Source organism: Spartinivicinus poritis (assembly GCF_028858535.1).
GTDB classification, from domain to species: Bacteria; Pseudomonadota; Gammaproteobacteria; order Pseudomonadales; family Zooshikellaceae; genus Spartinivicinus; species Spartinivicinus poritis.
In genome coordinates this window covers 1-15,691 of sequence record NZ_JAPMOU010000075.1, presented here as the reverse complement: position 1 = coordinate 15,691, position 15,691 = coordinate 1, and the positions used below count along the sequence as shown (strand labels likewise).

Sequence of the window (15,691 nt, the reverse complement as noted above, 5' to 3'; positions counted from 1 at the left end):
ATACCTTCTCAATCAAATTGCCATACTGTTCAAATATACAGCAGCTAATGGCTTAGGTATAGTGATAATTAGGAAAATGTATACAGCTGGCTTTGCGCGAGGGGTACTATCGACGTATTTTTTATAAGCATCTAAAGCTTGCATGCCAAAGTCACTTTCACAGCCTTTTGCTAGTTGCTTTCGATATGCATTGATATCAAGGGCTAGCTCAGTGGCATTGCATTCAAGCAGGCTAAATAAACAATCGGCTAGGTATCCTGCTACATGATTAACCGTATTCAGTTGAACCATTAGCTTTGCAATAACCTTTTCTAAATCTTCAGTCATGCTTGGCTTAAAGAAAGGCTTAACAATATCGATTTGTTCTTGGCTCATGGCATAAAAGCACTGGTTTTCATGATGTACTAGCTTGCCATCGCAATGTCTTAGAAAGACTTGATCGCTACCAAAATCACCTCGGTTTAGTCTTACCTGGACGCAGTAGCCAATAGTGTTATCAAAATTCTTTTCCTTGCCTTCAATACGTCCAGTAATAACAAACTGGCCTTGTTTGGGGTGGTCAAAAGGGTCTATGAAGTTTTCCCTTTTTACTAAGTCCAATACTTTTAAATACGCTTCGTTTTTATCCATCGATCTTCACCCCCACACGTTTTAGCTTGTCTAGTTTTGGCTGCATGCTTATCCTGCGATTAGGTAGTCTTTGTCTTTTTTTACCGCTCTTTTTACACAGGTCTTTTTGTTCTAATCCGGCCAGGTAGCCGCAGTCATGGCGCAGTTCAGGTGCTGATAACATGAATGCGATTTCCTTAGCGTGTTCTTGGAGTACTTCTAGTGATGTGTTTGGCACGTTTAAATCAATGAGCTTTTTATTAATGCCTTGTTCAGTTATGTGGCTTTCTACAGGTGGGGTGTTGTTTCTGACTACTTCAATGATTACACCCCCACGGTTTTTAATGTATTCAGCTTCACGGTCTAATCTTACGTCGGTGATTATGGTGTTTTGCATTTGGCTTAAGGGTTTTAGCCAAAAGTCTTGGTCGAAGTGGCGACAGACTTCAGTGCCGAGTAACTGGTAGGCTTTTCTTGGAGAAACTTGGTAAATAACAGAGTCGTAATGCAATCCCTCTTTGATGCTTCTCCTTTCTTGTTCATCTACTTCGTAGGCGCCGAATGCATTGATGAAGTGTAAAACCATATCCCTAAGCTTCATGTCTATATTGAGTGACTTAAGAACTGGCTCTAAAAAATCTTCTAGCACCAGAAAATGAATAGGCAGGCTTAGTATTTCCAACTCTTTTAATGGCTCGATATTTAAGCCTTTCCAGAATAAATCATTAATGAACTGTTTAATTGGATCAACTATAGCGTATTTGTTGTATTCGGGTAGCTGTTCTTGTAGGTAGTTAGCAAAGGTGTCTTTGCCTGCTCGAGCCTTTCCTGTGATTCCTATTAGCATCGTTCTACCTCCTGGCCGTGTAATTGGCTTAGATGCAAATAAACTTCATACATGGCTTGGGCTTCATCATCTGGGCCGCTTTTGATATGCCATTTACGCCATCTAGGCTGTAAGTGTTGCCTTGTCCGTCTTCCCATACCCATTGGCCAGGTTTTACGTTTATTGCGGTTTGGCTGACTGTGGGTCTGGCTAGCTGTTTGAACTTTGAGCTGGGGAATACTTGCTTGATGAGTTGTTTGTTGATTTCTATCATGTTGTTTGCCTTATCCATTTAATTAGTTCCTGGGGTAATAGGTAGTTGTGTTTAGCGAGTAGGTGTAAGCATTCGACGTACAACTGGTGTTGGGTGCCGTAGCGTTTTTCGAATCGTTTTTTGTATGGATGGATGGCCCAGCCTTTTAATTGCTTGTTTCCAGTTCCATCCTGGTGGTGGCCAGCACATAGGGGTAATACGTACCAATGGGCATGGTCTTTTGTTCTGCCGTCTATGTGGTGGATTGATACCCAGTTGTTTTGGTTGCCTGCTTTTCTACAGGCAATACAGCCGATGTGTTCTGCCAGGGCATCATGAAATTGTTTTTGTGCTTTGGTTATTGTGCGTCCAGATAGCAAGTTGTTGCTCCTGAATCAAATTGAAAATAGAAACTGGTTTAAAACCGAGGAGTTAGGTTAATTATGAAGGGGAAAATGAGGTGTGTTTAGGTGCAAAATTTCAGTTTATGCAAAATTTTTAGGGAAGTTTTCTAAATTATGATTAGCTTTATTAAACTGGTACAACTGTAAACATCCAAACTCTATGGTTCATTACAGTTCTACCAATTGATATACTAAGCTTATTCAATTAAAATACAATGTATTTGGAATCCTACCAATTATTAGTGAACTGAAAAATTAAAAAGCCCTTTAGGAAAAGGGCTTTTTAAGGTTACTCTCCGTCTCCAAATAGACCACCAAAGCCATCTTCATCTTCCTGGCTTTTAGCTACTTTACTCTCCCAAATATTAGTTAGCTGATCTTCAGTAATATGCCACTCTACAGTTCCTTTTTGGCGATCAACCACAGCAAAGTTCTCTACATTTTCTATATCCTCGGGATTACTTGGGTTTTCATATCGGTTTGGTTTCGTTTCATTTATTACTTTTAACAATGCATCTACTTTTTCTTGAGAAAAGCCAGTAACATCGAGTATACCAGTAGTCCCCATAATATCCTGCCCACCTTTTATATTATGTGTATGGGTTCGAAATGCTCCATTTAACCACTTTGTTAGTTCAGGGTTACTTGAATTTATATCAGAAACAGGAGCATCCTTTAATCCCTTAGGAGGCTGGAAGGGGTCTAATCCTACCTCTATTGTTTCACCATTCAAATTTAACTTTCCTACAAAGTCTACACTTTCACCAGCTGAGTCAGGTCTTGATACAGCTTCAGAGTTAAATAGTTTAGCTTGAGGACTTCCATCATGGAGTACTAACGCAGTTGAGTGAGACTCTTCAAGCTCTTGTCTTGCTGATGAAGCTGTAGCATCTCCTTCATGAGCAGGGTCTGTCTTCGAAAAAAGATTATCCGTCGTATTTTTTACTTTAGGATTATTAATTGGAAATTCATTTTCATAATTAGTTTGAGCAGTCTCACGAACATTAGCAGCTCCCTGGCTTGTTGATGGTCCAGGAGAGCACTCACCACCTAAAGTCCTTCGGCATCTAACATTAACTTGCTCTTCTTCTATTTCCACCGGTTGCTCACCCTCAACACGAGGTGTACTTTCAGGAGTAATTGTTGGCTCTGAAACTTCTTCCCTTGGAATAATTGGTCTTCTTCCAGCAGCTAGGTTTGGACCACCACCAAAAATTCGTGGATCAACTGGAATTTCGGGTGGTTTACCTGTTTCTAAAGTATCAGATACTTGACCTGCTATTTGCTGGGCTCCCGCAAAAGCTCGCCCTGCTGGCCCACCCAAAAAACCAATAGCCCCAGTAATAATTGTATCTGCTGGTTTAGCTTTCTCTTTTGTGTTGGCTGCATTTGCTTCAGCCTCCTGAATCGAATCGCCTCTAGCTGCACTCACAACTTTAGAGCCAATTTCTGCTGCATTTGACCAAGGCCTTGCGAAAGCATCAAGATATTCTGATGCTGAGCTACCACCCCACGTAAACCTTAATTTGTATGGTACTGGCTCAACAGTGACATAACTACTATCACTTTCTTTTGGTTTTGGCTCAGGCTGAGATGGTTGCCAATCAGGTGGAATACCGCGCTTTTTTCTAGAAAGTGGCTGATCTTGGATACTTTCAGCAACACTAGCACCAATTCTTCTAGTTATTTCAGATAAATTTGATCCTTGGTTTTGTACATTCCTAGATCCACTGCTAGGTAAATTATTTAAATTTGTTACTTGCTGTGTAACAGAAACAGGATTAATGGTATTCATGAAAGCTCTCTCTCGTGCAAACTTAAATAGCGCAATAAATATACGTTCAAAAAAAACAAAAAAATGATAATTAATTAACAGTCACCTTTAAAAAATTTTTATTTGTGTGGGTAGATTTAGAGCACACTAAAACCTTGATTTTTCAGAGCACATATCAGAGAACCAATTAAAACAAAACAAGAGAGTTCATACCTATTTTAGGTAGTTTTACTTATAGAATGTTATTTTCCGTTACCGATAAATTTTTATTTAACCTCTTTAATAATATTAAACACCTGTCTTCTAGATAAAGCATACTTTAGAGCAACAAGATCAGCTCTTGATACCCCAGACCTTGGCTCTGTTGTTTCATACTCTTGTTTAATTAGTTTATCTCTTACAGTTTTAACTTCACTTTTGATTGGAATTTGAATAGTTTGTCCTTTGAATCGAGCTGCGATCTTAGTAGCAGCTTCCTGACCTACTGCTAGGATGATCAGGTGGTCTTTGTCTATAACACGGGGAATGTATATCCTAGCACCCCCAAGGCACTGACCTAGCTTGATAGCTGCTTGTTCTCCAATGGTTTCGGTTAGTTTGTTCATGATTGACATGGTGGGTATCCTTACTTAGAAGATTTGTTTGTGATTAACATCTGCGTAATGACGTAAGCGGCCTTCATGCTGAATAATGGCGTTTAATGCTTCGCGACCATCTTTTGCTTATTTCTCTCATGCCGCAGTTAAGGCACTTGCTTTCGTTAAGCGGCTCTGGTGTCTCAGTAATGTTAAAAAACTCTGGTGGAGTCATAATGGCTTGCTCAAATAGTTTATTGAGATTCTTTTCAGTAGATTTATTTGATTTTTTATCCATATTATTCACACAGTGATTTTATAAGTAGGTGTACGTCGCTAGCGGTGAACTTCTTTAATTGGCTAGGGTCATACTGATTGCACGGTAATGCTCCCCCGTGTGCATTGCTTCGTTTTACTTACTACTCCCTAAACCAGCGTTGACGAAGCAGTGCTTTTTTTATTTGGCTATTCCTAGTCTTAGTGCTGCTTCTTTAACTATTAATATGTCATCACCGTAAGCCCATGGATGTTGTTCTCCCCAAAATGAGCCATTAGGGTCAAAATAATCTGCTCTGATTTGTGCGCCTTTTGATATGTGATTTCTGAAGAATGCAACAAGGCGTTTTAGTGTGCCGCCATGGGTAAAGTAATTCCAGTCGTGGTCATTATGGGTGTAGATACGTTTTCTAGTGTAATGGTCGATATACCAAATTTTTCCTCGTTCATCGATTTCCATTGTTGAAATAAAAGGATTTTCAACTTTATTTGATTTATCTGCGTTTTCAGAGAAAAAGCATCTACCACTGCTGGCTATGACTTTGATTAACTCGTTTACTGCTTCAAGGCGTTGTTGTTTGGTTTGGCTAGTCATGTTGATCCCTATGCAATTGATATACATAAATTTGTAAAAATATTGAGGTATATCTATTCTTGATAATGAAATGACTCCTGTTCACATTGCTTCGCTGCTGACACCGCGAATAAAGACCCAACAAAGGCGAAGCAATGCTTTTTTACCTTCTTAACATTCCCTTAATTGCTGTCATGGCGTCAGCCTTATTGTTTAAATGGCTTAAGCCTGCTTGTTGAATTGATTGTTGTTGCTGTTGGTCGTGGTAAGCCTTGTTACGTTCAGCGATGGTTTGTTGTACTTGGCCTGGTAAGGCTTTGGGTATATCGCTTATTGGCTCACCCTTAAGTATTTTTTTGGTGATAATGTCGTAGTTTCTAGTGAAGACAGGCAGTATGTGTTTTTCTGCCATTGACTTTAATTCAAAGAAACCGGTTTGTTTTGCTGCTTCGTATACGGCTTGGTGAGACCATTTGGCTTTGCTTGGGTTTAGCTCATGAGCCTGTTTACAAGCTTCGTGATACGCGGTTTCAGGTTCTGGTAGTCCCAAGTCTTCGGGCTGAGGTGTACACCACTTGATGAATGTGCCAGGATCAGGAAAATATTTATCATCAATTGATCTGGCTTTATCAAAACCCAAGCGTAGCTGTTCAAAACTCAAAATACCGTTTTTGATGAATGCCTTGGTCCACTCTTTTTTGGCAATGGCTTCTGCTCGCCCGTCTGGTAACGATAGTTTCCAAGCAGGTCTGATCGCTTTCAGTTGTTCAAACACTCGGTTAATAATTTTCTCAGTTTGTTGCTGGTTGAGTGCCTGGTTTTGGTTATTGTGAATATCTTGCTGACCTGGATTAAAACTTAATTTTGATACGATTTGAGTTGCTTTTTCCATGCTAAAAATCTCCTAAGTCACCTGACCAGCCTTCGATTGGCTCCATGTTTTCGCACTGCTTTTGGATTTGTTTTACTTGCTGCTCGTTTTTTTGGTCCAAAGCCTGGTTAAGCTCTTGCTGCCTTTGGTGACGAGGCCATTGGTCTATCAGGTGTTGTATAAAACGGGCTGTCCAAGCTGGATGCAGATCACCACGACCTAGCCAGTAGAGCTTAAATTCATCGAATTTTAAGTTAGCAAAGTCAGGATTAATGCCCGCCCGAACTAAACTAGCTTTTACTCGTTTCCAATCAGGCTCCCAATTTTCAGTCATAGGGTTACCTTGGGGTTTTATTCGAGTTTCGTATTTTTTTTGAAAAATATCCGGCTCTGAATTTTTGTCCTCGCGCGTGTTTGTTGTAGTAGATGATGATTCTAATGATGGTTCTGGGGGTCACAGGTGAACCCCTCCCCAGGTCACTAGTGCACCCCTCCCGGTTCATAGGTGAACCCCCTATATTTTCAGGTAGTTCATTTTGAACTCCCCCATTATTTGAGGGTGGGTCATTTTGATCCCCTTCATTTTCTTCAGCTTCAAAGGAGTTATCTATATTAATTTGGCATCCCACATGTAAATAAAAATGATTGGATGTGGTTGCACCACTAGCTGAAGCTCGCTCAAATTTTGTTAATAAATCTAATTCTGCTAAAGACTTGATGTGTCGCTTGACTGTCGAGCGAGATAATGATGTTTTTTCTGCTATTGTATCCATCGCAGGCCAGCAGTAGCCCTGGTCATTAGCATTATCTGCCAACGCTAATAAAACTATTTTTTTATTGGGTTCGAGATTATTTTGCCACCGAAATAATGTTCTCAATCCAATATCAAAATGCTCACTAGTCTGCTCAAAAGTAAGTCCTTCCTTTTCTTTATACTTAAAAACGTGCTGTCTGAAGTCGAGAGAATATGTCATGTGTAGTATTATGCCAGATTATAGATTTTTAGCTATAATCACTGTTTTACCTTTAGTTGTTTGCTTTGTACCTGGCATGAGCATTTATATTCAGGACGGCTTTGATGCCTTAAAAGCCAGTGTGCCTGAATGGTATTTATACGCCTTAGCCCTCGTTTTTATTGATACCTTTGGATTTAGACGAATACTGCGTAGTGTGTTAGTTCAGTATTTAACGAACAAATTTGGTAAATAATTGACAACACGGTTAGCCTGATGGTAACTGAAAAAATCATCTCAAACGCCCCTTATGTCGCTAGTGCTGCCACAGTGGTTGCTGGTCTAACACTCAAAGATTGGGGTGTCATTATCGGCATTATTCTTACCACTATTACTGTTGTGGTTAACTGGGTATATAAGCACAAGCAGGATAAACAAGAGACGGTTTTGTTTTATCAAAAGGTAAATGGAGGTGGTGCTGAGAAAGAGTAAATTCATCCCTACATTGTGGGGTGGAATGATCATTGAAAATTTTATTTCATTTTTTAAAAGTCATTAATTATCAAATCCATTTACTGATTTTAAGGATGATTGACTCATTTAATCTAACTCCTGTGTCAACTAGACATACCCTTTGCTGCGTCCACTTTGTTGTCATTTCTTAAAACAATAAAGAAGAGAGTTAATAAATGAATGATTTAATTCCATTTCAATTTGGTTCATCCGCCGTTCGTATCATTAATATAGAAGGCGAACCTTGGTTTGTGTCGAAGGATGTGGCTGAAGTACTAGGATATGCAACAGCATATAAAATGACACGCTCGCTTGATGAGAATGAGAAGGGGCCCCAGATTGTGGGCACCCTTGGTGGAGCCCAGGAGCTAAGCCTCATCAGTGAATCAGGACTCTACTCAGCTATCCTAAAAAGCCGCCGCCCTGAAGCCAAAGCTTTTAAAAAATGGGTTACCAACGAAGTGTTACCTACTATTCGCAAAACCGGCGGTTATATAGCAGGACAAGAAAATGATTCACCTGAAGTAATAATGGCAAAAGCGTTACAGGTGGCACAGTCTATTATTGAAACTAAAGCCAAACAGCTAGCTGTTGCAAAGCAAGAGACAAATGAAGCCCTACCTAAAATTGAGTTTCATGATCAAGTAGCTCAAGCGCCTGATGCAATTACAGTGGGAGAAGCTGCCAAAATCATTGGTACTGGCCGTAATCGGTTATTTGAATATATGCGTCAGATTGGTTGGGTGACCCGTTATAATGAGCCCTATCAAAGTAAAATTGGACAAGGTTTACTTAATGTGAAACTTAGTCAATTTGAACACCCCATGAAGGCCTAAAGAAAAAAGTAACTACGTTAGTAACAGGGAAAGGGCTAACGAAGTTACAACAAATGTGGATTCAACTACATTAGAAAACTATATTGCAGAAAGAAATTAGCTTAAAGTTTCTAAATTACACGAGTAGTGTAGTTTGAACGGCTTCTACGTAGATTACTTAGATAACCTAATATATGGTTACATTTCAGATTCCTTGAGAAGTAATATTTATAGCCCACCTCAGTGGTTTTTTTGTTGTATTGAAAATCATAATACACAGTCAGTGTAAAAAATAAAGAATGCTTATCGCAATAATCAACAATATTAGTTATGGTCGGTCTTGCTTTCCTAAGCACTACCCACCGCAAGGCTGACAGTTTGCTTTATCGCTGTCAGCCACTCTGAAGTCAAAGATGGTCATGATAGGTCTTTATTCGGAAAACCACCAATGTTGATTATCATTTATATATTCAATAAGAAGCTAATTTCTTCACAGGCGGATTCAACTAATATCATATACCCCTGTGCTGTTGGTTGTGACTGTATTACTTCTGCTTTTGTGTAAAGTAATAGCTTTCTACATTTGCAATAACCGTTAATCATAAGAAATACTTTCTGCTTTTCGTCGAATCGAATATATGTTTTCGCTATAACATAATCTTTATAGACCTTTGGTGAAGAAAGATAAATAAAAACATCACTAACTCTTACCGCTATAGAGCAATGAATTGGTTTGCTGGATTTTTCATTTCTCTTAAAGGCTATTTTTTGATCATAAATGACTCCAGCAAAACTGATATGAGTTCAGAGTTGCTTTTTAGCCGCTTGAAAACTCACTCAAGAAAAACACACACTTGGTGTAATATTTACGACTAACCGAGTATATACTTGACACAAATTACTATATTAGAAAGTGAAGCATTTTTTTCCTTTATATGGCGGCTTTTATTCCTTTTTAGCCGCCTTTTTTATAATTTATAAACACAATATGCGTAAAAACTGTAAATACTCACTATATAAATAGTTTATTTAGTCAATAATGATTAATGAGACCCGCATAACCTCAAACGCCTATTGCCCACATATGTGGGCTTTTTTGAGTATTTCAGACTTATATATCATTCAGAAAATCATCGAGTGCTTCTTGCATTTTAGAGGGTAAGTCAGCAAAATGTATGACTAATTCAAATCCAGCCGAAGTTAACATTGAACGTATGACTTGTGCTTTTGCATAAATTGATAGCTTTTGAGAATTGTGGAACCCTCTCACTAAAACTAATATTTCTTGACCTTTATTAATATTAGTGTCTGTAGTGGCAATAACACCATTTTCATTTATGTATGTTGCTGTAAAGTAAATAAAATTATTGAGATATTTGATTGTTCCTGGCCAGTTCACCTTCTTGCCAACTCCATTATCTTTATCAGAGATTATTGTGCTTACCATAGCTAGTCCTCGGATGATACAACACAATTTAATATTAGTTATCTATTCGTATTAATGTATTATTACTGTGAGTATAAAAAACACTATTTGTGTAGTTAAATTAATTTTTGCCAGTACTATTTACTGAGCAGCACTATATTGATTACGGAAAAGCTTATGATTGTTTACTTTATTGGCGGCTTTTATTCCTTTTCAGCCGCCTTTTTTTCAATTACTACAAGTACACGGTTTGTGTAATTTATGAGAGTGTTTACTATACAATGCAGAGGTGCTGGTTAATAATTATCAGTGAAACTTATCTAAGCTCAAACACCCATTGCCCACTCCGGTGGTTTTTTTATATACACAAACCGTGTAAAAAATTCTATTATTACTTTTCAAAGTAATACAGTGTTGATCACAATGCAGGCGTTAAAACTTCCGCGAAATCAATGTTTTGTTCCACTTTGGCGGACCTTTTTTTTCAGACAATAAAATTAAACACAATTTGTGTAATAAAATATAAGATAAGCTTTAAATTTTAAAACTGTACTATATAGTTGCTACTGTAGTTTAAACGCAATGAAACACTCGGAAAATATAATGACCTTGCATCCCTTATGGTCATTACGTTATATAGTCCTTTTATAATATTGTTTTATCCATATTGCCCACATTTTGTGGGCTTTTTTTGTTTATTAAAAAATAAACGCAGTTTGTGTAATAAAGTACTGTACTATTCAAGAAATGTGAAATACATACTATAATTTCTAGTGTAGATAGCGACCCTCCGCCAGCGGCCTTTCATTTTAAGGCTGCTGGATTTTCTATACTGTCACTAGGCTTTTTCACTATTGTTTCCAATAACTACTTACCCATTACTTAATAAACACAGTCTGTGTTAAATATAATGGTATAAGCATGATGTACTTAAAATAAGTACTATAGTTTCTATGCATTCAACGAAAACGCACCATTGTTCAGCGCTCTTTGTTGTTCTAGATCGCTGCATTTTTAGTTCTATCTCTATTTCACTTCATAGATGTAACCCACTTAAGTTAGTTTTTTATTTAGGTGTCAATCATGCCACTCATACTCTTATCAGTTTTATTTTTCTCAATATATCATTACTCACTAACTACTGACGTTGATAGCAATACTAAAGAACATCATGCCTAAACGCACACCACGCCCCTGTCGTTCATTAGGTTGTAGTGGATTAGCTCGTGAAAGGCACGGCTATTGTGAAAAACATAAACAACAGGCTTCAAATGGCAAAAGAACAAAGGTAACCGTCATCAGCGTGGCTATGGTAAGCAATGGGAGCGGTTACGTAAATTGATATTAGAGCGTGATACTTATCTATGCCAAGTGTGTTTATTAATGAATAAATTAACGCCAGCCAATATTGTTGATCACATTAAACCCAAGAGCCAAGGCGGTAATGATGCGCTTGAAAATCTACAAGCCATCTGTCGTCCTTGTCACCAGAAAAAAACAGATCAAGAAAAAAATCATCAGCGCTGAGGCTGCCTGAGAGCCTTTCTAAGCAATGCCGCCCACAATTAATGGCAAGGTATTAATAATAATGCCATAGGGGGGCGGGGTTAATCTCTGGGGCTTATAGCTAGGTATCGAGCGCTTCAGGATTTTTTTTACGTGCGCGAAATTCAGGAATTTTTTTGGGATATAAACAAGTGACTTATTGTGAGAGGTCGAAAACCACTACCAACAGAACGCAAGAAGTTGCGAGGCAATCCGGGTAAGCGGCCACTAAATATTAACGAGCCTGACTTTGACCAGGTTGTGGATATTGACCCACCAGAATGGTTAGAAGGTATAGCAAAAGAGTGTTGGGAAATGTTAGCGCCACAACTGGTGGCTGCAAAAGTGGTCAAGGGAACAGACCTACACAACCTTGAAGCGTTCTGTGAAAACTATGCGCTCTGGCGTCAAGCAACAGAGGAGTACAAATTAGAAGGGCTGACGGTGAGCACACCCAATGGTGGGTTGAAAAAAAATCCTGCTATTACCGTAGCGAATGAAGCGTTAAGCCAAGTGAAGGCATTTGGTGCTTTGTTGGGGCTTGATCCATCAAGCCGAAGTAGGATCATGGTAGCGAAACCGGAAACGCCTAAACCAGAAAAAAAATCGTTTAGTTCCTTGCTTCCAAAATAATGTCATATTCTCATGTTGATACTGCAAACATCTATGCTCGTCAAGTTATAAGCAAAAAAGTGGCGGCTTGTAAATGGGTACGTCTGGCATGTCAGCGCCACTTAGATGATTTAAACAAATCACAACAAACAGATTACCCGTATTACTTTGATGAAAATGAGGCACAACGTTTTTGTGAATTCATGGAAATGTTACCTCATGTAAGTGCTGATTGGTTTGGGAAGACTATAGAACTATCTCCATGGCAGTCTTTTATTTTTAGTTGTATTTATGGTTGGCGGCGTAAGCGAGATAAAAAGCGGCGCTTTCGAGAGGCTTATATTGAAGTACCTCGAAAAAATGGTAAGTCGCTAAAAGCCGCTGGGGTAAGCTTGTTCGGACTTGCATTAGACGGTGAATATGGTGCTCAAGTTTACTGTGGTGCAACGACTCGGATACAAGCATTTCATGTTTTTAAACCTGCTAAGTTGATAGTCGACAATACACCAAAGTTACAAAGTGAGCTTGGCATAGAAAGCTTTGCTTCCAATCTAAGTTGCCCTGCGACAGCCTCTAAATTTGAACCCCTCATTGGTAACCCTGGCGATGGTGGTTCACCCTCTTGTGCAGTGATTGATGAGTATCATGAGCATAAAACGGATGACTTATATCAATGCATGAAAACAGGGACACGCTCTAGAAAGCAGCCGCTTATTTTTATTATTACCACCGCTGGGAGTAATATAGGCGGTCCTTGCTATGACAAACATTTAGAAGTAAAAAAAGTATTACAGGGTGCTCAAGACAATGACCGTTTGTTTGGTATTATTTATACCATTGATGAGGAGGATGACTGGACAACCGTCGAGTCACTTAAAAAAGCAAATCCAAATTTTGGCATCAGTATGGATGCCGAAGACTTTATTTTTGATCAAGAGCAAGCGGTTCTCAATACCAGTCAACAGAATGATTTTAAAACTAAACATTTAAATATATGGACTAGTGCAAAATCTGCTTGGTTAAACCTTGAAGACTGGAATGCTTGTGCTGATAAAACATTATCCCTAGAAAACTTTAAGGGTGATGAGTGTTGGCTCTGTATTGATCTGGCAAGTAAAATTGATATCTGCGCCCTGGTTTTATTGTTTAAGAGAATCATTGGCTCTAAAGACCATTATTATGCCTTTGGTCGTTTTTACCTGCCTGAAGCCACCGTGCATTATCCATCAAAAAACCGCAGTAGTTATGAAACATGGGTCAATGATGGGCATTTAATTGCCACTGATGGTGAAGAAATAGATTTCAATTTTATTCCAATACTGTGGACAGTTTTTGAATTATAAAACATTGCTCTACAGGCCATGTACCATAGGAAGGAGGAGTTTATTGCATGTTAAGCCTCAGGCTATCTTGCAATAAAGTATATGAGAGTAGAGCACTCCCCCCGTAAACACTAACATACAACACCTATAAAACTGTCCGCAGTATTGTTATTCAAGAAGAAGTATTAACGCTTGCCAGTGACTTTGATGTAATAGAAATACCTTATGATGAATGGCGAGCGACACAGCTTGCTCAACAACTGGCAGCACAAGGTGCCAATCCTATTCAGTATCCTCATACAGTTAAAGCCTTATCGCCTCCGATGAAAGAGCTGGAAGCTGCAATTAAAGCAAAGCGGTTTCATCATGATGGGAATCCCGTGTTTAAATGGATGGCCAGCAATGTTGTTGCAAAGGCTGACAACAATAACAATCTATTCCCAAATAAAGAAAAGCCAGAAATGAAAATTGATGGCATTGTCGCTTTATTGATGGGAATCGGTAGAGCCATTGTGCTTAATGAAGATACGACAGTTAATAAAGCCTACGAAAACCACGGCATACGTTTTCTATGAGTTTTTTTAAAAAACTATTTACCAAGAGTCAGGCAATCCCGTTTGATTCTCATGCTTTACTGCAAGCGTTAGGTATTGCTTATGAAACCGATACCAATATCACGGTTACGCCTGAAAGTGCCATGCGCTGTAGTACTGTATTTTCCTGTGTTCGGGTATTGGCCGAGTCAGTTGGGCAGCTACCACTGAATTATTTTGTTCAGCAGGATAAAAAACGAGTGAAAGCCACTGGGAGCCGTCTTTATAACCTCCTTAAACTATCGCCAAATAGTTATATGACGTCCCAAGAATTGTGGGAATTGTGTATTACTCATTTATGTTTGCGGGGTAATTTCTACGCTTATAAAAATACAGTAAAGGGTGAGCTACGGGAGTTATTACCCTTAAACCCTGACAGTGTTGAACCGAAGTTACTGGATAATTACACGCTGGTTTATGATGTCACCTTTGCTAATGGTAGCCGTGATATTCTCACTGCTGATCAAGTGTTTCATGTGAAAGGTTTTTCCTTTGATGGCATTAAAGGCTTGTCACCGATTGCTTATGCCCGTAATGCTATTGGTTTGGGATTAGCCACTGAAAAACACGGCGCTAAATTATTCAGTAATGGTGCACGTCCGGGGGGGATTTTAAGCACTGATCAAACCTTAAATGATGATGTGGTTAAGCGCGTCAAACAAAGCTGGGACGATCAATATCAAGGCTTAGATAATGCCCATAAAGTCGCGATTTTAGAGGCTGGCTTAAAATGGGTGAGCGTGGGTATGACGTCAGATGATGCCCAGTTTTTGGAAACCCGAAAATACCAACGCTCTGAAATCTGTGGATTATTTCGCGTGCCGCCCCACATGATAGGCGATTTAGAAAAAGCCACGTTTTCCAATATTGAACACCAAGCGCAAGAGTTTGTGGTCAATGCACTAGTGCCGTATTTAACCCGGATTGAGCAGCGTATTCAGGTGAGTTTAATTCCTGAAGTCAAACGTGCCAGCCACTTTGCCAAGTTTAATGTGAATAGCCTATTGCGTGGGGATATGAAGTCCCGTGCCGAGTTCTACACCAAGCTACAACAAACGGGCTCCTTATCCCCCAATGAAATCCGTGCCTGGGAAGATTTAGACCCACGTGACGGTGGTGATATTTATTTAACCCCCATGAATATGCTGATTAATGGTAAAGAGCCAGAGAAAAATGAAACTAACTAAGATTGCTAAACCGTTTGAAATTAAATCGGTAGACGAGTCAGGGGTATTTTCAGGTTATGGCTCGGTGTTTGAAGTCGAAGACAGTTATGGTGATGTGGTTGAAAAAGGTGCTTTCCTGCAATCGCTGAATCAGTGGCAACAAAAAAATAAGCTACCTGCTTTGTTATGGCAGCATCGTTATGATGAGCCTATCGGCATCTATACCAAAATGGTGGAAGATAACCATGGCTTGTATGTTGAAGGTCAATTATTAATTGACGATGATCCTTTAGCGAAGCGAGCTTATGCCCATTTAAAAGCGGGTTCAGTCACTGGGTTATCCATTGGCTTTACCACGCCCAAGGGTGGCGGTGAATGGGATGAAGACACCGACACCTATCGTCTAAAACAGGTGAAATTATGGGAAGTGTCCTTAGTGACATTTCCTGCCAACGAATCGGCCACGGTTGATGGCGTGAAATCTGCCATTGATGGTGGCCCAAAAACCTTCCTAATTATCATCATGCCTAAGCTATATTTAGTAGCTTACCTGGTAGCGGAGGTGTTCTCAGCGCTACAAATGC

Annotated in this window: 21 protein-coding genes; 9 read left to right on the top strand and 12 right to left on the bottom strand. The window is 39.3% G+C overall.

Annotated features, from left to right (window positions below; translation table 11 throughout):
- Positions 1-12: 12 nt before the first annotated feature.
- The 11 genes from ORQ98_RS27135 to ORQ98_RS27085 all read right to left on the bottom strand — a co-directional run bounded on the left by ORQ98_RS27135 (position 13) and on the right by ORQ98_RS27085 (position 7,136).
- Entirely contained in the window at positions 13-630 is a 618-nt protein-coding gene (locus ORQ98_RS27135; protein WP_274691962.1) for a hypothetical protein, read from the bottom strand.
- Positions 623-1,456 carry a deoxynucleotide monophosphate kinase family protein gene (locus tag ORQ98_RS27130; RefSeq protein ID WP_274691961.1) on the bottom strand — a complete coding sequence of 278 codons (834 nt, stop codon included), beginning with the start codon at positions 1,454-1,456 and terminating at the stop codon, positions 623-625. Before ORQ98_RS27130 ends, ORQ98_RS27135 begins: the two co-directional genes overlap by 8 nt.
- Positions 1,457-1,484: 28 nt before the next feature.
- Complete coding sequence (locus tag ORQ98_RS27125; RefSeq protein ID WP_274691960.1) at positions 1,485-1,727, bottom strand: hypothetical protein; 243 nt, start codon at positions 1,725-1,727, stop codon at positions 1,485-1,487.
- Complete coding sequence (locus ORQ98_RS27120) at positions 1,706-2,068, bottom strand: Ref family recombination enhancement nuclease (RefSeq protein WP_274691959.1); 363 nt, start codon at positions 2,066-2,068, stop codon at positions 1,706-1,708. Before ORQ98_RS27120 ends, ORQ98_RS27125 begins: the two co-directional genes overlap by 22 nt.
- 313 nt (positions 2,069-2,381) lie before the next feature.
- Entirely contained in the window at positions 2,382-3,887 is a 1,506-nt protein-coding gene (locus ORQ98_RS27115) for a hypothetical protein (RefSeq protein ID WP_274691958.1), read from the bottom strand.
- Between the two features lie 245 nt (positions 3,888-4,132).
- Complete coding sequence (locus tag ORQ98_RS27110) at positions 4,133-4,480, bottom strand: Mor transcription activator family protein (RefSeq protein WP_274691957.1); 348 nt, start codon at positions 4,478-4,480, stop codon at positions 4,133-4,135.
- A gap of 64 nt (positions 4,481-4,544) precedes the next feature.
- Entirely contained in the window at positions 4,545-4,739 is a 195-nt protein-coding gene (locus ORQ98_RS27105; RefSeq protein ID WP_274691956.1) for a hypothetical protein, read from the bottom strand.
- Between the two features lie 159 nt (positions 4,740-4,898).
- Positions 4,899-5,312, bottom strand: a complete 414-nt coding sequence (locus tag ORQ98_RS27100) for a hypothetical protein (RefSeq protein ID WP_274691955.1) — start codon at positions 5,310-5,312, stop codon at positions 4,899-4,901.
- Between the two features lie 142 nt (positions 5,313-5,454).
- The gene (locus ORQ98_RS27095) at positions 5,455-6,183 is read right to left on the bottom strand and encodes a replication protein P (protein WP_274691954.1); all 729 of its coding nucleotides are present in this window, start codon (positions 6,181-6,183) and stop codon (positions 5,455-5,457) included.
- A gap of 1 nt (position 6,184) precedes the next feature.
- The gene (locus tag ORQ98_RS27090) at positions 6,185-6,496 is read right to left on the bottom strand and encodes a DnaT-like ssDNA-binding domain-containing protein (RefSeq protein ID WP_274691953.1); all 312 of its coding nucleotides are present in this window, start codon (positions 6,494-6,496) and stop codon (positions 6,185-6,187) included.
- 4 nt (positions 6,497-6,500) lie between these two features.
- On the bottom strand, positions 6,501-7,136 hold the full coding sequence (locus ORQ98_RS27085) for a helix-turn-helix domain-containing protein (RefSeq protein WP_274691952.1): 636 nt from the start codon (positions 7,134-7,136) through the stop codon (positions 6,501-6,503).
- A 10-nt stretch (positions 7,137-7,146) separates the two neighbouring features.
- Here ORQ98_RS27085 and ORQ98_RS27080 point away from each other — a divergent pair, with 10 nt between their 5' ends.
- The 3 genes from ORQ98_RS27080 (at position 7,147) to ORQ98_RS27070 (ending at position 8,464) form a co-directional block, all read left to right on the top strand.
- On the top strand, positions 7,147-7,371 hold the full coding sequence (locus tag ORQ98_RS27080; RefSeq protein ID WP_274691951.1) for a hypothetical protein: 225 nt from the start codon (positions 7,147-7,149) through the stop codon (positions 7,369-7,371).
- Between the two features lie 20 nt (positions 7,372-7,391).
- Positions 7,392-7,607, top strand: a complete 216-nt coding sequence (locus ORQ98_RS27075; RefSeq protein WP_274691950.1) for an HP1 family phage holin — start codon at positions 7,392-7,394, stop codon at positions 7,605-7,607.
- A gap of 197 nt (positions 7,608-7,804) precedes the next feature.
- On the top strand, positions 7,805-8,464 hold the full coding sequence (locus tag ORQ98_RS27070; protein ID WP_274691949.1) for a phage antirepressor: 660 nt from the start codon (positions 7,805-7,807) through the stop codon (positions 8,462-8,464).
- Between the two features lie 1,090 nt (positions 8,465-9,554).
- On the opposite strand, the gene ORQ98_RS27065 is transcribed toward ORQ98_RS27070, so the two are convergent.
- Complete coding sequence (locus ORQ98_RS27065) at positions 9,555-9,890, bottom strand: hypothetical protein (protein WP_274691948.1); 336 nt, start codon at positions 9,888-9,890, stop codon at positions 9,555-9,557.
- Positions 9,891-11,240: 1,350 nt separating this feature from the next.
- On the opposite strand from ORQ98_RS27065, the gene ORQ98_RS27060 reads away from it, so the two are divergent.
- From ORQ98_RS27060 to ORQ98_RS27035, 6 genes are all read left to right on the top strand, one after another.
- Positions 11,241-11,396 (top strand): HNH endonuclease, encoded by a 156-nt coding sequence (locus tag ORQ98_RS27060; RefSeq protein ID WP_425347723.1) that lies wholly within the window; start codon positions 11,241-11,243, stop codon positions 11,394-11,396.
- A gap of 180 nt (positions 11,397-11,576) precedes the next feature.
- Positions 11,577-12,047, top strand: a complete 471-nt coding sequence (locus ORQ98_RS27055) for a phage terminase small subunit P27 family (RefSeq protein WP_274691946.1) — start codon at positions 11,577-11,579, stop codon at positions 12,045-12,047.
- Positions 12,047-13,369 carry a terminase large subunit gene (locus ORQ98_RS27050; RefSeq protein WP_274691945.1) on the top strand — a complete coding sequence of 441 codons (1,323 nt, stop codon included), beginning with the start codon at positions 12,047-12,049 and terminating at the stop codon, positions 13,367-13,369. The genes ORQ98_RS27055 and ORQ98_RS27050 overlap by 1 nt, the downstream gene beginning before the upstream one ends.
- 143 nt (positions 13,370-13,512) lie before the next feature.
- Positions 13,513-13,923: a terminase TerL endonuclease subunit gene (locus ORQ98_RS27045; protein WP_342455236.1), complete on the top strand. Its 411-nt coding sequence runs from the start codon at positions 13,513-13,515 to the stop codon at positions 13,921-13,923.
- Complete coding sequence (locus ORQ98_RS27040; RefSeq protein WP_274691944.1) at positions 13,920-15,128, top strand: phage portal protein; 1,209 nt, start codon at positions 13,920-13,922, stop codon at positions 15,126-15,128. Before ORQ98_RS27045 ends, ORQ98_RS27040 begins: the two co-directional genes overlap by 4 nt.
- The coding region (locus ORQ98_RS27035; RefSeq protein WP_274691943.1) for an HK97 family phage prohead protease at positions 15,115-15,691 on the top strand (577 nt) is incomplete at its 3' end. The genes ORQ98_RS27040 and ORQ98_RS27035, both read left to right, overlap by 14 nt.